This window comes from Rhodococcus sp. NPDC057297 (assembly GCF_042667435.1).
GTDB lineage: Bacteria > Actinomycetota > Actinomycetes > Mycobacteriales > Mycobacteriaceae > Rhodococcoides.
The window spans coordinates 150,650-166,919 of the sequence record NZ_JBHUZE010000010.1; the positions used below are offsets into that span (position 1 = coordinate 150,650).

Annotated in this window: 19 protein-coding genes; 10 read left to right on the forward strand and 9 right to left on the reverse strand. The window is 64.6% G+C overall.

The window, feature by feature from the left end; genetic code table 11:
• Positions 1-12: 12 nt before the first annotated feature.
• Positions 13-603, reverse strand: a complete 591-nt coding sequence (locus ACFULT_RS23910; RefSeq protein ID WP_378482732.1) for an Rv3235 family protein — start codon at positions 601-603, stop codon at positions 13-15.
• Positions 604-791: 188 nt separating this feature from the next.
• Here ACFULT_RS23910 and ACFULT_RS23915 point away from each other — a divergent pair, with 188 nt between their 5' ends.
• From ACFULT_RS23915 to ACFULT_RS23935, 5 genes are all read left to right on the forward strand, one after another.
• Positions 792-2,243 (forward strand): wax ester/triacylglycerol synthase family O-acyltransferase, encoded by a 1,452-nt coding sequence (locus ACFULT_RS23915; protein ID WP_037111520.1) that lies wholly within the window; start codon positions 792-794, stop codon positions 2,241-2,243.
• Positions 2,244-2,250: 7 nt separating this feature from the next.
• On the forward strand, positions 2,251-2,772 hold the full coding sequence (locus ACFULT_RS23920; protein ID WP_037111128.1) for a DUF6912 family protein: 522 nt from the start codon (positions 2,251-2,253) through the stop codon (positions 2,770-2,772).
• A 115-nt stretch (positions 2,773-2,887) separates the two neighbouring features.
• The gene (locus ACFULT_RS23925; protein WP_037111519.1) at positions 2,888-4,003 is read left to right on the forward strand and encodes a ferredoxin reductase; all 1,116 of its coding nucleotides are present in this window, start codon (positions 2,888-2,890) and stop codon (positions 4,001-4,003) included.
• Between the two features lie 129 nt (positions 4,004-4,132).
• Positions 4,133-5,455: a fatty acid desaturase gene (locus ACFULT_RS23930; protein ID WP_037111127.1), complete on the forward strand. Its 1,323-nt coding sequence runs from the start codon at positions 4,133-4,135 to the stop codon at positions 5,453-5,455.
• Between the two features lie 83 nt (positions 5,456-5,538).
• Positions 5,539-6,792 carry a fatty acid desaturase gene (locus ACFULT_RS23935; protein WP_094719052.1) on the forward strand — a complete coding sequence of 418 codons (1,254 nt, stop codon included), beginning with the start codon at positions 5,539-5,541 and terminating at the stop codon, positions 6,790-6,792.
• Between the two features lie 52 nt (positions 6,793-6,844).
• Here ACFULT_RS23935 and rsgA read toward each other — a convergent pair whose 3' ends face one another.
• The 3 genes from rsgA to ybaK are packed head-to-tail and all read right to left on the reverse strand — an operon-like array spanning position 6,845 to position 9,687.
• The gene (gene rsgA, locus ACFULT_RS23940) at positions 6,845-7,831 is read right to left on the reverse strand and encodes a ribosome small subunit-dependent GTPase A (RefSeq protein ID WP_170945125.1); all 987 of its coding nucleotides are present in this window, start codon (positions 7,829-7,831) and stop codon (positions 6,845-6,847) included.
• Positions 7,828-9,171 carry a 3-phosphoshikimate 1-carboxyvinyltransferase gene (aroA, locus tag ACFULT_RS23945; protein WP_378482733.1) on the reverse strand — a complete coding sequence of 448 codons (1,344 nt, stop codon included), beginning with the start codon at positions 9,169-9,171 and terminating at the stop codon, positions 7,828-7,830. The genes rsgA and aroA overlap by 4 nt, the downstream gene beginning before the upstream one ends.
• Before the next feature lie 6 nt (positions 9,172-9,177).
• Positions 9,178-9,687, reverse strand: coding sequence for a Cys-tRNA(Pro) deacylase (ybaK, locus tag ACFULT_RS23950; protein ID WP_094719050.1), 510 nt, complete (start codon positions 9,685-9,687; stop codon positions 9,178-9,180).
• A 194-nt stretch (positions 9,688-9,881) separates the two neighbouring features.
• Between ybaK and ACFULT_RS23955 the strand changes: the two genes are divergently transcribed.
• Together ACFULT_RS23955 and rsrA are read left to right on the forward strand one after the other, a co-directional pair.
• A complete protein-coding gene (locus ACFULT_RS23955; RefSeq protein ID WP_019666103.1) occupies positions 9,882-10,553 on the forward strand; it encodes a sigma-70 family RNA polymerase sigma factor in 672 nt (223 codons plus the stop codon).
• Positions 10,550-10,852: a mycothiol system anti-sigma-R factor gene (gene rsrA / locus ACFULT_RS23960; RefSeq protein ID WP_020112110.1), complete on the forward strand. Its 303-nt coding sequence runs from the start codon at positions 10,550-10,552 to the stop codon at positions 10,850-10,852. The genes ACFULT_RS23955 and rsrA overlap by 4 nt, the downstream gene beginning before the upstream one ends.
• Before the next feature lie 86 nt (positions 10,853-10,938).
• Here the strand turns inward: rsrA and ACFULT_RS23965 are convergent, their stop codons facing one another.
• Positions 10,939-11,013 carry a 50S ribosomal protein bL37 gene (locus ACFULT_RS23965; RefSeq protein WP_099052202.1) on the reverse strand — a complete coding sequence of 25 codons (75 nt, stop codon included), beginning with the start codon at positions 11,011-11,013 and terminating at the stop codon, positions 10,939-10,941.
• 108 nt (positions 11,014-11,121) lie between these two features.
• Here ACFULT_RS23965 and ACFULT_RS23970 point away from each other — a divergent pair, with 108 nt between their 5' ends.
• Positions 11,122-11,337: a biotin/lipoyl-binding carrier protein gene (locus ACFULT_RS23970; RefSeq protein WP_019666101.1), complete on the forward strand. Its 216-nt coding sequence runs from the start codon at positions 11,122-11,124 to the stop codon at positions 11,335-11,337.
• 47 nt (positions 11,338-11,384) lie between these two features.
• A complete protein-coding gene (locus ACFULT_RS23975; protein WP_037111121.1) occupies positions 11,385-12,860 on the forward strand; it encodes a sensor histidine kinase in 1,476 nt (491 codons plus the stop codon).
• A 157-nt stretch (positions 12,861-13,017) separates the two neighbouring features.
• Here the strand turns inward: ACFULT_RS23975 and ACFULT_RS23980 are convergent, their stop codons facing one another.
• Complete coding sequence (locus tag ACFULT_RS23980; protein WP_026347946.1) at positions 13,018-13,272, reverse strand: WhiB family transcriptional regulator; 255 nt, start codon at positions 13,270-13,272, stop codon at positions 13,018-13,020.
• Between the two features lie 332 nt (positions 13,273-13,604).
• A complete protein-coding gene (locus ACFULT_RS23985; protein ID WP_019666098.1) occupies positions 13,605-14,561 on the reverse strand; it encodes a diacylglycerol kinase family protein in 957 nt (318 codons plus the stop codon).
• A gap of 120 nt (positions 14,562-14,681) precedes the next feature.
• On the opposite strand from ACFULT_RS23985, the gene ACFULT_RS23990 reads away from it, so the two are divergent.
• The gene (locus ACFULT_RS23990; protein WP_037111119.1) at positions 14,682-15,107 is read left to right on the forward strand and encodes a hypothetical protein; all 426 of its coding nucleotides are present in this window, start codon (positions 14,682-14,684) and stop codon (positions 15,105-15,107) included.
• Here ACFULT_RS23990 and ACFULT_RS23995 read toward each other — a convergent pair.
• Entirely contained in the window at positions 15,104-15,589 is a 486-nt protein-coding gene (locus tag ACFULT_RS23995; protein ID WP_094719049.1) for a GNAT family N-acetyltransferase, read from the reverse strand. The two genes, ACFULT_RS23990 and ACFULT_RS23995, sit on opposite strands and share 4 nt — an antisense overlap.
• Positions 15,586-16,260, reverse strand: a complete 675-nt coding sequence (locus tag ACFULT_RS24000; RefSeq protein WP_378482734.1) for an acid phosphatase — start codon at positions 16,258-16,260, stop codon at positions 15,586-15,588. The genes ACFULT_RS23995 and ACFULT_RS24000 overlap by 4 nt, the downstream gene beginning before the upstream one ends.
• Positions 16,261-16,270 lie beyond the last annotated feature (10 nt).

The following is a 16,270-nucleotide window of genomic DNA, read 5'->3' on the forward strand; positions in this document are numbered from 1 at the left end:
ATGCGCACGGCATCAGACGACGCGCAGCGACGTGACTGTCCACCCGGTGTACTTGAGGCTGCGCCGGTACTCGAGGCGGGCCGCGACCGCGAACACCCGCGTCCCGCGGGTGTAGGTTCCGAACACTTCCGTCGCGTTGCGTGCGGCGTGCGTGACGTGAATGCGACGCAGGCTCGCCGCCCCCAACCGTCGCCCCGGTGGTTCGGTTCGTGCGATCGTCCGCACCGATTCCACGACGTTCGGGGCGAACAGCAGTCCCATCTTCTCCGGCGGCCGTCGTCGATCCAGGACCTCCAGCAGTAACCGAACTGCCTGCTCGGCACCGCGGCGAGCGTCGTCGGACACCGAGTTCTCGCTTACCGCCGTCAGTGGGCCGATGCGCGATCCGTTCGAGTTGGCAAGATCGGTGACTCCCGGGTGGTCGTGGTGTCCGACGCTGCGCGGGAACGGGCGTCGGCGCCGGATCGGCCTGCTGCACGCAGCAGGCGCGGACCGGCTGTCCGTCACTCGCCCGTCGTTCGCACGTGCGCTGTCCGTCGGTGGTTCGAACGTGGCGGCACGGGCGATGTACGCGAACCGGCGCGCATCCGACATTGCGTTCATCCTGAGTCCCTCCGGCGGATTCCTCTTCTTGGTAATTCAGACGGAACCGAGCCGCGGTCGGTTCCATCGAACCGCGGCCGAATGGCTGTAACCTGTGGGTTCGTCTAGGTTCGAGTACGACGAATCACCTCGCTCGACCAGTGGTGATCGGCACGGTGTGGCTAAGGATTGGGGAACCGGTACCCGCGATGGCGAACAGACTGACAACTCAGGATGCGTCGTTCTACTTCCTCGAGGCCAGCAGTACACCGATGCATCTCGGTTCCCTCGCGGTGTTTCGCACGCCTCGCAACGGTTTCCGCTACGAGGACCTCCTGTCGCTGGTGGAGCAGCGCCTCGCTCTGGTGCCGCGGTATCGACAGAAGGTCCGGGAAGTCGCATTCGGCCTGGCACGGCCGGTCTGGGTGGACGACGGCGAGTTCGACATCACCTATCACATTCGCCGGTCGGCCCTACCGAAGCCGGGATCGGACGAGCAACTTCACGATCTGGTGGCGCGGCTGACTTCGCGGCCACTGGACCGCACTCGGCCTCTGTGGGAGATGTACCTGGTCGAGGGTCTGAGCAAGAACCGGTTCGCGATCTTCACGAAGTCGCACTCGGCGCTCGTCGACGGTGAGAAGGCGCTCGAAATCGGCCAGGTCATTCTTGATGCGACCAAGAGCCCGCCTGCGATGGCTGAGGAACTGTGGATGCCTGCGCGCGAGCCCAAGGAATCCGCGCTGGTGATCGATGCCATCACGGAACTGATCGCCTCACCGAGCGAGGGGGTCGAGATCTTGCGTGGTGCGGCGGCCGGGGTGGCCGGAATTGCCGGTGGTGCGCTCGGCGCAGCGGGGAAGGTGCTGTCCGTCGTGCGCACCGCCGCACAGAGCGCGCCGACGAGCCCCCTGAATGCCCCCATTTCGAGGAACCGGCGTTTCGCGGTCGCGAAGACCGAACTGACCGACTACCGCAAGATTCACACACGCTTCGACTGCTCCATCAACGACGTCGTGTTGGCCGTTGTCACCGGGGCTCTTCGCAACTGGCTGCTGTCACGGGGTGAGCCCGTCACGGCATCGTCGACCGTGCGCGCGATGGTTCCGATGTCGGTCTACGTCACCGAGGATCCGTCGGGCTACGAGCACGCCGACCGGCTGACCGGAGACCACGACCCGGAGGTGCCGCCCCGCAGCGAGGTGTCGTCGTTCCTGATCGATCTGCCGGTCGGTGAACTGAATGCCGTGGTGCGGTTGTCGCACATCGCGCACGCCACCGAAGCGCACGCCAAGCAGTCTCCCGGGGTCACCGCGGACACGCTGATGCGGATCTCGGGATTCGCGCCCGCCAGTCTGCACGCGATGGGTGCACGGGCGGGCAGCAGGCTGTCGAGGCGACTGTTCAATCTGATCGTCACCAATGCCCCGGGCCCGCAGTTCCCTCTGTACGTCGGAGGTGCCCGTATGTTGGAGATGTTCCCCGTGTCGCCGCTGTTCGAGAACCAGGCTCTCAGTATCGGTTTGACGTCGTACGACGGATTCGTGTGCTTCGGCCTGAACGCCGATCGTGGCGCGATGCCCGACGTCGACGTCATCACCGTCCTGTTGCGCGAGGCGCTCGAAGAGCTCGTCGACGCCAGCAACGAATCGAGAGTGTGAGGTACGCGTGAGGGTCTATGTTCCGGCGACGGTCGCCATGTTGCGGACGCTGGTGGCCGACGGTGAGTTCCATCCGGTCAGTCGTACCGCGTTCGCGGTGACCCCCACCCTCCGTGAGGCCTACTCGTCGGGAGACGACGAGGAGCTGGCCGAGGTCGCGATGAACGAAGCGGCCAGGGCGTCGCTGCGTCTGGTCGGTGCTGCGCTGGAAGACGAGGGCGACGGTGTCGTCGACGGCTCGGTCGTGTTCCGGCGCGCGGTGATCGCCGCGGACGTGGAGGACCCGACGCTTCGGCCGGACCTGGACGACGCCGTCGTTCGGTTGAAGGAGCCGCTTCGGATGAGCGAGGTCGCGTCGGTCCACGTCGACCTCGAAGGCGCCGAGTCCGTTGTCGAGAAGGCGGTCGGTGTCGTGGACGCGGCGGATATGGGCGATCCGGACGCCGAGTTCGTTCTCGGTGATGCCGAGGATCACGCCCTTGCGTGGTACGCGACGCAGGAGCTGCCGTTCCTGTTGGAGTTCCTGTAGAAGTCGAACGCCCCAGTAACCTACGGTAGCGTAACCTTGATGCGGGCCTATTCGCGCCAGCTGGTCCAGCACGTCAGCGTTGTCTCTGTCTCGAACGAGGGGTATGTACTTTCCGATGGATCTCAAGAAGTGGCTGGAAGCTCCCGCCGCGGGTGTATCTGCTCCCAAGCGTCCGAAGCTGAACATGTTGCGTGGTGCGATCACGCGCATCACCACACCGTTGCTTCCCGACGACTACCTGCACCTCGCCAACCCGTTGTGGTCGGCGCGTGAGCTGCGCGGCCGCATCGTTCGGGTGGAGCAGGAGACCGCAACGGCAGTCACTCTGGTCATCCAGCCCGGATGGGGATTCAACTTCGACTACCAGCCCGGGCAGTACATCGGGATCGGTTTGCACCTCGGCGGGCGCTGGCACTGGCGCTCGTATTCGCTCACGTCCGCACCGAACTGGGACGAGAAACTGATCTCGATCACGGTGAAGGCGATGCCGGAGGGCTTCCTCTCCAGCCACCTCGTCGGCGGCGTGCCCCAGGGCACCATCGTTCGGCTGGCCGCTCCGAAGGGCAATTTCGCGCTCCCGACGCCGCCGCCGGAGAAAATTCTGTTCATCACGGCCGGCAGTGGCATCACACCGATCATCTCCATGCTTCGCGCCCTGGACAGACACGGAGACATGCCGGACACGGTGCACATTCATTCGGCACCCACCGAGGACGAGGTGATGTTCTCCGATGAGCTCGCATCGCTGGCGACCGGTCATCCGCAGTTCACCTCGCACGTGCAGCTGACCAGATCGGACGGCAAGTTCGCGTTGGCGTCGCTCGACGAGCTCTACCCGGACTGGCGCGAGCGTCAGACGTGGGCGTGTGGCCCGTCCGGCTTGCTCGAGGAGATCGAGCGAGTGTGGAAGTCGGAGGGAATCGAGGACAGACTGCACCTCGAACGCTTCGAGATCGCCCGGGCCGACACGTCCGGCAAGGGGGGCAAGGTGACCTTCTCCAAGTCGGACCGGTCCGTCGAGGTCGACGGTGCCACGAGTTTGCTGGAGGCAGGGGAGGGTCTGGGTGTTCAGATGCCCTTCGGGTGCAGGATGGGTATTTGTCAGACGTGCGTCGTGCCGTTGACGGCCGGGCACGTCATCGACCTACGCTCGGGCAAGGAACACGGCGAAGGTGACCGTATCCAGACCTGTATTTCCGCGGCTGCAGGCGACTGCACACTCGAGCTCTGACCGGCCGCGACGCGGTGTGAGCGTGCTCCAACCCACACGGACTTCTCAGTAAGTTCGGCTACCCTTGCATTGGCGCACAGAGGCGAAAACGCATTTCGGGCCCGCGCCCACGACTTTCGGAGGACCACGATGGCCATCACGGACATCAAAGAGTTCGCACACCTGACCGAAGAGGACATGGAAGCCTTCGGCAGAGAACTGGACGCTGTTCGCCGCGACATCGAGGATTCGCGCGGCGAGAAGGATGCCGCGTACATCCGTCGGACCATCAAGCTGCAGCGCTGTCTGGAGTTCGGCAGTCGAATCGTGCTGTTGGGCAGCAAATATCGTCCAGCGTGGCTTGTGGGTACCGCGATGCTGAGCGTCGCGAAGATCATCGAGAACATGGAGCTCGGGCACAATGTGATGCACGGGCAGTGGGATTGGATGAACGACCCGGAGATCCATTCGGTGTCGTGGGAATGGGACCAGACGGGTCCGTCGGAGCAGTGGAAGCGCGCGCACAACTACTCCCATCACACCTACACCAACATCGTCGGCATGGATGACGACATCGGCTTCGGCATCCTCCGTATGACCCGCGACGAAGCGTGGAAACCGATCAACCTCTTGCAGCCGGTTGCCAATGTCCTCCTGGCGGCGACGTTCGAATGGGGTATCGCTCTGCACGACTTGGACGCGCAGAAGGAACTGGACGGCGAGCACGAGAAGCAATTCTGGAAGTCTCCGTCCAACAGGGCGTTCGCTCGTAAGATCGCCCGTCAGGTCGGCAAGGATTTCGTTCTGTTCCCGGCGTTGACCGGCCCTGCGTGGAAAAGCACTCTGACCGCCAACGCGACCGCAAATCTCGTCCGCAACCTGTGGGCCTACGCGGTCATCTTCTGCGGCCATTTTCCCGACGGTGCAGAGAAGTTCACGATCGGTCAGTTCGAGACGGAGACGCGCGCGGAGTGGTACCTGCGTCAGATGCTCGGCAGCGCCAACTTCGACGCAGGCAAGGTCATGGCGTTCATGAGCGGCAACCTCTGCTACCAGATCGAACATCACATGTTCCCGGACCTGCCCAGCAACCGGTACGAGGAGATATCCGAGAAGGTGCACGCGTTGTGCGAGAAGTACGACCTTCCGTACACCACCGGATCTCTCGGTAAGCAGTACCTGCTGGCGCTGCGCACCATTCACAAGCTGTCGCTCCCTGATCGGTGGTTGCGTGCCACGTCGGACAATGCACCCGAGACCAGTTCCGAGCGCCGGTTCAGGACGGGTGAGGAGCCCACGGTGCATGCGCTTCGAATCGATCCGCTGACCGGCAAGCGTCGCGGTCTCCGCTCGGCCATTGCAGAAGCGCGGGTCACACTGCGGAACGCGAAGAAGGAAGCCAAGCGCCAGGCCAAGGCTCTGCGCCAGGCACAGAAGTCACGCGTGAAGTCCCTCACACCTACGGGGTCGTAACCTACGCTGCCGTAAGTTACGGTACGGTAGTAGTGATCGTGCACCACGTGCATCACCGACGACTGCCAGGAGGGCCGTAACCCGTGGCGATATCGGACATCAAGGAATACGCGCATTTGACCGATGCGGACGTCGAGGCGCTCGGCGTCGAGCTGGATGCAATCCGCCGTGACATCGAGGCGTCACGCGGAGAACGCGACGCACGGTACATCCGCAACACCATTCGGCTGCAGCGGACGCTGGAGATCGGCGGTCGTGCCGTCCTGTTCGCAAGCCGCAAGCGACCGGCCTGGTTCCTCGGGGCCGGCATGCTCGGCGCCGCCAAGATCATCGAGAACATGGAACTCGGGCACAACGTGATGCACGGGCAGTGGGACTGGATGAACGATCCGGAGATCCACTCCACGTCGTGGGAGTGGGACAACACCGGGCCGTCGGCGCACTGGAAGCAGACGCACAACTACATCCATCACAAGTACACCAACGTGCTCGGAATGGACGACGACGTCGGCTACGGACTTCTCCGTGTCACGCGCGACCAGCGGTGGAAGCCCTTCAATCTCGGCAACCCTGTCTACAACCTGCTTCTGCAGCTCTTCTTCGAATACGGCGTCGCTGCACAGCATCTCGAACTCGGCAAGGTCGCCAAGGGCCGCGTCGAGCGCGAGGAGTTCGAGCGTAAGCGTCGAGAGGTCCTCGAGAAGATCGGCAAGCAGATCGCCAAGGACTACGTGGTCTACCCGGCCCTGACCGGTCCGGCGTGGAAGAGCACGCTGACGGCCAACATCGTCGCCAACATGATCCGCAACGTCTGGACCAACACGGTCATCTTCTGCGGGCACTTCCCGGACGGTGCGGAGAAGTTCACGAAGTCGGACATGGAGGGCGAGACGCAGGGGCAGTGGTACCTGCGGCAGATGCTCGGCAGCGCGAACTTCGAGGCAGGCCCCGTCATGGAATTCATGAGCGGCAACCTCTGCTACCAGATCGAGCATCACCTGTTCCCGGATCTGCCCAGCAATCGCCTGCGCGAGATCAAGTTCCGAGTTCTGGAACTCGCCGAGAAGTACGACCTGCCGTACACCACCGGCTCGATCGGCAAGCAGTACTTGCTGTCCTGGCGGACCATCGCCAAGCTCTCGTTGCCCAACAAGTACCTCAAGGCAACTGCGGACGACGCGCCGGAGACGGCGTCGGAGCGCAAGTTCGCCGACGAGTCCCGCGGATTGCTGACCGTCGATCCAGTCACCGGCAAACGCCGCGGATTGCGTACGGCCATCGCGGAATCGAAGAAGAAGAAAGGCCTTCGCGGCCTCGTCGCGAAGTTGTCCGCTTAGGACTGTACGAGCACGGACTGGTGACCTCGTGAGTGGAACTGCACTCGCGGGGTCACCAGTTTTCGTTGGTACGTACGGCTTCCAGCAGTAGACGGACGGCAGCGACGCGTCTCGCAGCATCGCCGGTCAATGTATCGAGCGCGCACTCCGGGTCCGCCGGAGGGCCCAGGTGAGTACACCCACGCGGGCAGTTTTCGATGGCGTCCGCCAGGTCGGAGAACGCGGCCACCACGTTCTCCGGCGAAATGTGCGCGAGCCCGAACGACCGAATGCCAGGTGTGTCCACCACCCACCCGCCGCCGGGCAACGGAAGTGCAATCGACTGCGTCGACGTGTGACGGCCCTTGCCGACACCGGACACCGTGCCGGTTGCGCGCTTGGCGTCGGGCACCAGCCTGTTCACCAACGTCGATTTCCCGACGCCGGAGTGGCCGATGAGTGCCGTGACGCTGTCGGTCAGCCGTGCGGTGAGGTCGGTCAGATCTTCGCTCTGCCCGGCCAGCACCACCGGAACGTCGAGGTCGGCGAACGCCGAGGCGAACTCGTGTGGGTCGGCCAGATCGCTCTTGGTCAGGCACAGAACAGGTTTCAGACCGCCGACGTATGCGGCGACGAGCGCACGCTCGACGAATCCGGTGCGCGGCGGAGGGTCGGCCAGTGCGGCGACGATCAACAGTTGTTCGGCGTTGGCGACCACGACACGTTCGTACGGATCGGTGTCGTCGGCAGTACGGCGAAGCACGGTGCGGCGCTCGGACACCCGAACGATGCGAGCCAAGGTGTCCACCTTGCCGGACAGGTCTCCCACGATGTCGACATCGTCGCCGACGACGATGGGTGTGCGACCCAGTTCGCGTGCGCGCATGGTGACGACCGGCCGGGACGGGTCCCCTCCGAGAACGCATCCCCAACGGCCGCGGTCCACGGACACGACCATTCCCGACTGGGCATCGGCATGGTCGGGCCGCGTCTTCGTCCGGGGGCGTGAGCTCTTGCCCGGGCGGATGCGGACGTCCGACTCGTCGTAGCGGCGACTCAGGACGAAACACCTTCGTCGGTGGGCCGTACCCGTGTCCCCTCGTGCGGCGAGTCTTCCAGCATCGATGCCCACAGATTCTCGAAACCTGGGAGGGTTTTCGCGGTGGTTCCGATGTCGTCGACTTCCACTCCGGGGATCACCAGGCCGAGAATTGCTCCTGCCGTTGCCATCCGGTGGTCGGCGTACGCTCGCCACACCCCACCGTGCAGGGCCGCGGGTGCGATGTCCAGACCGTCGTCGGTCTCGGTCGCGTTCCCGCCCAGTCGTCGGATCTCTGCGACAAGTGCTGCGAGACGGTCGGTTTCGTGTCCACGCAGGTGAGCGATTCCGCGTAGATGCGATGGACCGTCCGCAAGTGCGGCGAGAGCCGCCACCGTGGGTGTGAGCTCGCCGACGTCGTGCAGGTCGATGTCGATTCCGGTCAATGTTGCACCGCCTCGCACCTCGAGGGTTCCGTTCTCGAGGGTCACCGTGGCGCCCATGGATTCGAGAATTCCTCGGATGGCATCTCCCGGTTGCGTCGTCGACGACGGCCAGTTCGGGACCCGTACGACACCTCCGGTCACCGCCGCTGCGGCCAGGAACGGCGTCGCGTTCGACAGGTCGGGTTCGACCACCCACGACACGGCGCCGACCGGGCCGGGATGCACGCGCCAGGTGTCCGCGTCGCCGCTGTCGGCCGGGGTACTCACCTGCACACCTGCGCGCCGGAGCATCTCGACCGTCATGTCGATGTGCGGCATCGACGGTACGGGCTTTCCGGTGTGGTGAACGGTGATGCCGTCGTCGAACGCGGCTGCGCTGAGCATCAGCCCGGACACGAACTGCGAGGACCCCGAGGCGTCGATGTCGACGGCCCCGCCCCGCAGAGTGCCGGACCCGGTGACGGTGAACGGCAGTGAATCCCCGGCCACGTCGGCTCCCAGGTGGCGTAGCGCGCCCAGAATGGTGTCCAGCGGCCGGGTCCGTGCCTGCTCGTCACCGTCGAAACGCACCACACCGTCCGCCAGGGCTGCAAGAGGCGGAACGAACCGCATCACCGTTCCGGCGAGCCCGCAATCGATCGATCCGCCGCGCAGGGAGCCGGGAGTGACCGTCAGAGACGTCGGATCGGCAGGGTCGATCGTGATACCGACTCCGAGTTGCTGCAACGCGGCGATCATCAGGTCGGTGTCGCGGCTGCGCAGGGCTGCGGTGACCGTCGACTGTCCGCCTGCCAGTGCGGAGATGATCAACGCGCGATTGGTGATGGACTTGGAACCGGGCAGCGTGACGGTCGCGTCGACGGGGGCTGTGGAGAGCGGTGCGGTCCAGTTGGTCACCACACCATCTTTGCGCATCGGCGCTCAGCTGGCGGCGACGGGCGCCGTCACGGCCCGCGCGAGTCGGACGAGGTCCTTCGGGTCGAGCTCGATCTCGAACCCTCGTCTGCCTCCGCTGCAGAGAATTCGGTCCCAGGCGAGGGCAGATTCGTCGACCACGGTCGCGAGCGCTCGTTTCTGGCCGAGCGGGGAGATCCCGCCGAAGACGTACCCGGTCGATTTCTCGGCCTCCGCTCGGTCTGCCAGCACGATCTTTCTCGTACCGAGGGCCGAGGCTGCGGCTTTGAGGGAAAGTGTCGCCGTGACGGGCAGAACCGCCACCGCGAGTGTGTTGTCGGAACGCTTGATGACCAACGTCTTGAAGATCTGATCGGCGACGACACCGAGTCGTTCGGTGAGGACGTCCGCCGCTTCCGTGCCGAACGATTCCGACCTCGGATCGTGGTCGTAGGTGTGCACCGAGTGCTCGACCTTCTGCGCGATCAACAGGGCGACGGCAGGTGTGGAGGCGGCGGACCGGTGCGCTGAGGGCATCGGATCACTGTAGCGAGACCGGCGCCTGGAATGACCGGGGCGAAGCCGGTGTTGAAGAGCCCAGAGGTACGCAAGGCAAGAGGAAGGGATCTGCTGTGGCAGTGACGACGACCGAGCGCCCGCTCCGGTCCGCTCCGAGTTCGAGTGCGATCTACGTGAAGGCGCTGCCTTCTCCCGCTGTAACCTGGTCGGATATGGCTACCGAAGGGATCAGCGTGGAGGAAGTCGAGCGCCCAGCTCAGGCGGAGGCCGAGGCACCGGTGGAGTCGGCGGCGGACCTGACCGAGCGGTTCGAGCGCGACGCACTGCCGATGCTGGATCAGCTCTACGGCGCGGCACTGCGGATGACGCGGAACCCGGCCGACGCCGAGGACCTGGTCCAGGAGACGTACATCAAGGCGTACTCCGCATTCCGCTCGTTTCGTGAGGGAACGAACCTCAAGGCGTGGCTGTACCGCATCCTGACCAACACGTACATCAACTCGTACCGAAAGAAGCAGCGCCAACCCGCGCAGTACCCGACGGACGAGATCACGGATTGGCAGCTGGCCGCGACGGCCGAGCACACCTCGACGGGACTGCGTTCCGCCGAGGTCGAAGCTCTCGATGCGCTGCCCGACGACGACATCAAGGCCGCGCTTCAGTCGCTGCCCGAGGAATTTCGTATGGCGGTGTACTACGCCGACGTCGAAGGTTTTCCATACAAGGAGATCGCCGACATCATGGGCACGCCCATCGGCACCGTCATGTCCCGGCTGCACCGGGGGCGTAAACAGCTCCGGGGCCTGCTGTCGGACGTGGCACGTGAACGTGGTTTCAATCGCAACGGTGCGGTCGACGCGCACGAGCAGGAGGTCTCGAAGTGACATCGGACGCGAACGACGAAGCCGAACAGAATCGGCAGTTCGAGGCGTTGGACTGCTCCGCGGTCATCGCCGACGTGTGGCTGATGCTCGACAACGAGTGCGACGAAGGCAGCCGGGCTCGGCTTCAACGTCACATCGACGAGTGCGGATCATGCTTCGCCGCGTACGGCATCGAAGAGAAGGTCAAGAGTCTGATCAGCCGCAAGTGCGGTGGTGACCAGGCGCCTGCCGGCCTGCGGGAGCGCCTGAGTATCGAGATAAGGCGAACCGTGCTGATCAAGCACACCGAGCAGGAGTGACGACGCCGGGGTAGATCCGGCCGAGGTACGACGAAGGCCGGGAAGCATCGCGCTTCCCGGCCTTCGTCGTGTGATGAGGCAGATCGTCAGCTGTTCGGACGTTTGCCGTGGTTTGCCTTGTTGTTCTTGCGACTGCGCTTCTTGCGCCCACGCTTACCCATGATGAGCTCCTCTCTACTGGTTCACTACAGTCTTTCACGAGTGGTCGGCCGCCCTGTCACGGGTGCCGGAACCACAGGCGAAACCGCCCGTGAACGAGAGGATGCCCAATGGCCGAGGACGTGCGCGCGGAAATGGTGTCGACCGTGTTCCAGATCGTGGTCACCGAGGGCGACGAGGTGGCGGTCGGGGACACACTCGTCGTTCTCGAATCGATGAAGATGGAAATTCCCGTGCTCGCCGAGTCGGCCGGCGTGGTCAGCACCATTGCCGTCACCGTGGGCGACGTCATCAAGCAGGGCGACCTGATCGCAGTGGTCTCCTAGATTTACGCCGCCGTGCACCCGCCCACAATCGCGACGGAGCCGTCACTGTGTCGACACTGAGCGACCTGCTCGCCGAACACACCGATCTGACCGGAGAAGCTGTCGATCACCTGCAACGGGTGGTCGGGGAATGGCAGCTCCTCGCGGATCTGTCGTTCGCGGACCTTCTTCTCTGGGTCGGGACCGACGACGTGGATGCGAGCCCGGATGCCAAGATCCTGTGCGTCGCGCAGTGCCGACCGACGACCGCACCGACGGTGTTCACCGAGGACATGGTCGGCGCCGTCGTCTCGGAGTCTCAGCACCCGACGGTCATGGATTCGCTGGTCACCCGCGACATCGTCAGCAGTGGTTCCAACACCGACAGCGTGCCGGTGCGGTGCGGCGACCACGTCATCGCGATCCTCACTCGCGACGCCAACCCGACGCGGCAGCGGACGGCAGGCGCGCTCGAGGTCGCATACCGGGGCTGCGCCGACGATCTGTGCCGGATGATCAGCGAGGGGACGTTTCCCAGCCCCGTGGAACGCACCGACGTCAACTCCTCACCCCGTGCAGGCGACGGCTTCATCAGGGTCGACACCGACGGCCGCGTCGTCTATGCGAGTCCGAACGCACTGTCCGCCTATCACCGGATGGGCTTGGCGACCGACCTCTCCGGGACGGATCTGGCGTCGGTGACGCGGTCGTTGATCACCGATCCGTTCGATTCCCAGGAGATCGCCGACCACATTCGTGCGTCGCTGTCGGGAAGCGAGGGATACCGGATGGAAGCCGACGCGCGCGGTGCGACGGTGTTGATCAGAACTCTGTCGCTCCGGCCGCGCGGTGAGTCGGTGGGGGCGATCGTGCTGGTGCGAGACGTGACCGAGGTCAAGCGCCGAGACCGTGCGCTGCTCAGCAAGGACGCGACCATCCGCGAGATCCATCACCGGGTGAAGAACAATCTGCAGACCGTCGCCGCTCTGCTTCGTCTGCAATCACGACGTCTGGAGAACGAGGAAGCACGCGTGGCGTTGTCGGAATCGGTCCGACGGGTGACGTCGATCGCGCTGGTGCACGAGATGTTGTCGATGTCGGTGGACGAAGAAATCGACCTCGACGAGATCGTCGACCGGCTGGTCCCGATCATGCTCGACGTCGCGACGGTCAACCCTCGCGTTCGCGTCGCGCGGGAAGGCAAGCTGGGTGTCTTCTCCGCCGAGCGGGCCACACCGCTGGTGATGGTGTTGACCGAACTGGTGCAGAACGCGATGGAACACGGATTCGACGCCGGAACCGCGGGTGTCGTCCGCATCCAGGCCGACCGATCCGCGCGATGGCTCGACGTCGTCATCCACGACGACGGGCGTGGTTTGCCCACAGGGTTCTCTTTGGAGAAGTCCGAGGGTCTCGGCCTGCAGATCGTCCGAACGTTGGTGTCCGTCGAACTGGGTGGCTCCCTGGGGCTCCATCCATCGCCTCGGGGAGGTACCGACGCGTCCCTCCGCGTCCCCCTCGGGCGTCGATCGCCCCGAACCTGAAACAGCTGACCGTCGGACCTCTGGGCGCCGGACTCCTGGGTGCCGGACTTCTGGGTACCGGACAGCAAAAAACCCGGGCTCCGACGTGGAGTCACCGGGTTCTGCTGTGCCCGAGCGAACCTGGGTGAGGGACTGGCCCTCACCGGTTCACCGAGAGTTATACGGAGCTACGAGCCCGCGTACGTGCATTGCGACGCTTCAGCGCGCGACGCTCGTCTTCGCTCATACCGCCCCACACGCCGGCATCCTGGCCGGACTCGAGTGCCCAGGACAGGCACTCAGCGGTGACAGGGCACCGCGTGCAGACGACCTTGGCATCGGCGATCTGCGCGAGTGCCGGGCCACTGTTTCCCACGGGGAAAAATAGTTCCGGATCTTCGTCGCGACAGATTGCCTTGTGGCGCCAGTCCATCCTCTGCTCCTTACCGGGCGCCGCAGCGCCGTGTTGATTGTTGTTACCGCGATCTGTGTCGTTGCGTTTTCGACTGATGTTCACTCGTGCGTATCCAATGTTTCCGCACTGTTGCTTGTGAATGCTTTCACGAACTTAGGGGAAGTCAAGAGATAGCCGCACGTCCGTGGTCAAGCTCACTCTGTTAGGCTGCCTTAAGCCTCCTGCGCTCCTTTGTACCCGCTCGAATGGCAATGTGCAGAGGTTTTCCCAGCAAAGACGCTATGACGCTGCCCACGGGCCCCGGTCTCGGCGCGTCGAAAACCGGTTGAAAACTACCCATTCGGGCATTATCAGGACCTGTTCTCCGCGATGACCTCGAGCGCCGAGGGTGTCGAGTGAAATTCGGCCTCGGTGCGCAATCCGAGGAAGTCTCCGTCCATCTGCAACCCGATGGGTTCGCTGGACGTGATCTTGATGCGTGGAACGTCGTCGACTCGGAAGAGCTTGCGTGACTTGGGTTCCGCGCCCGCCGACAGGAGTTGGCGCGATACGTTCAGGCTCGGCAGGACGCGCGTCGTCCGCATCGCGAAGAGTCCGAGTCCGGTGTCGAACGAGGTGCCCGGATTGGTGTGCACCGGACGCTCGTTCAGATAGGTCCACGGACTCGAGTTGGAAACGAAAGCGTAATGCACGCCCGTTACTGGATCGTGATCTGGAATTTCGACGGTGAGTTTCGGATCACGTCGTTTGTTGCGAAAGAAGGCGCTGACGGCAGCGCGAACGTACCGAGTCGCGGAGACAGGTCCGCCGTCCTTTCGGCCCGCGTCGATCGCCTGGCACACGTCGGCGTCGAGACCCAGACCGGCGTTGAACGTGAACCACCTGTTGTCGCAGTGGCCGAGACCGATTGTGCGTCGCGATCGCGCGGCAAGAAGGTCGATCAGCTGATTGGTGGCGGCAACCGGGTCGGCGTGGATTCCGAGTGAGCGTGCGAAGACGTTGGCGCTTCCGCCGGGGACCACGGCCAGAGCCGGGATGGGACCGATCGTGACGGCGCGCATCGATGTGGGCAGTGGGACCCCGAGCAGCCCGTTGATCACCTCGTTCACGGTGCCGTCTCCACCGTGGACGATGACCAGACCGACACCGTCCTCGCGGGCCTGGCGTGCCAGTTCCGCAGCATGATCGCGATGGGTCGTGTGTGCCGTGGTGACGCGCACCCGACTTGACAGCGCGTGGGCCAGAAGGTCGCGGGCCGCCGGCGTGGTCGACGTTGCATTCGGGTTCACGATCAGCAGCGCACGCACGGGGCGTCAGCCTATCCGGTTCTCGGCGTCGGTCCGGTATCGGTGTCGCGCCGGTATCGGTCACGGGGTGCCGTCGGGACAGAACCCTGTCGGGCAGGATCGGTGTTCTAGGCTTTACCGGTGTCCACGCCATCCCTGCCCTCGGTGCCTCCACCTGCGTTCAGGGCCGCAGGAGTTCTCGTCGCGGTGGAAGGAGCGGTTGCCCTCGTCGCAGCGGTGGTCCTTCTCGTTCGCGCGATGAACGGCGTGGAGGACCAGGTCGCGAACGGGTACGGGACAGCTGGTTGGTTCGCCGTGATCGGGGTTGCCGTCGGCACGGCGGGTGTCGCTCTCGTTCTCGGCCAGCGGTGGGGGCGGGCAATTGCCCTCGTCGTTCAACTGTTGCTGTTGCCCGTCGTGTGGTCGTTGCTGACCGATTCTCACCAGCCTCTGTACGGAGTTCTGCTCGGTGTGGGCGCACTGGCGATACTCGTGCTGCTGTTCAGCCCGCCGTCGTCGAGGTGGATGGCAGCGCAGTACGTCGATGCCGACGACGAGACGCTCTAGCTGCGGGCGGATGCGCGCGCTGCGAGTGCCCTGAGTGGTTCGCCTCCTAGGCGGAACGCTGTCCATTCGCTCTGTGCCACCGCTCCGAGAGATTCGTAGAAGCCGATCGACGGCGTGTTCCAATTGAGCACCGACCAGCCGAGTCTGGTGTACCCGTGCGTCACGCACTCGGCTGCGAGTGCAGCGAGCAGGTCGGATCCGATTCCCGACCCCCTGAGCTCCGGCTGCACGTACAGGTCTTCGAGGTAGATGCCGTTCACGCCGTCCCACGTCGAGAAACTGAGGAACCACATCGCGAACCCGACGACCTGACCGTCGACGTCCGCGACGTGTGCGAACACCGACGGATCGGCACCGAACAGGGCCGAGCGGATCTGATCCGGACGCACAGTGCACTGCTCCCGCAGCTTCTCGTACTCGGCCAGTTCGTGGATCAGGCCGGTGATGGCGTCGACGTCTCGGTCGGTGGCCCGCCGAATCACGATGCAACTCCGGTCCGAACCGACGGATGGATGTTGTGCACCACGACCTGCCGGAACGAGTGCTCGAACCCGAGGACCGAATACGCGGCAGGGGAGAGGGCGAACCTCTTGCCCTCGGAGACCGGCAGTTCCAGCCAGCGAGTCAGCAGAGCCCTCGAGAAATGTCCGTGTCCGACGAGGACCACGTCGCGTTCGCCCAGGGCCGGAAGAATCACCGACAGCACCAGGTCCGCGCGTGCGCCGACCTGCTCGACGGACTCGCCACCCGGACACGGATGGGTCCACACGGTCCAGTGCGGCACCGTCCGTTGGATCTCGGCGGAGGTCTTTCCCTCGTAGTCTCCGTAGTCCCACTCGGACAGTGCGTCCCACTCCCGTTCGACAGTCAGCCCCGCGAGCTGCGCGGTCCGCAGCGCCCGCGTTCGTGGACTGCTGACGATCAACGGGTCACGCAGGCCGAGCTCGCCGACGAGTTCGCCTGCCGCGGCCGCTTGACGTTCTCCGACGTCGGTCAGTGGAACGTCCGTCGTGCCGGTGTGCCGTCCCGAGGTGGCCCATTCGGTCTGGCCGTGGCGCAACAGAACTACACGTCCGGAAGCAGTAGTCCCGGAATCAGTAGTCCCTGAATCAGGGGACCCGGAATTAGGGGTCGAGGTGGGGGTGGCGCTCATGGAAGCAATG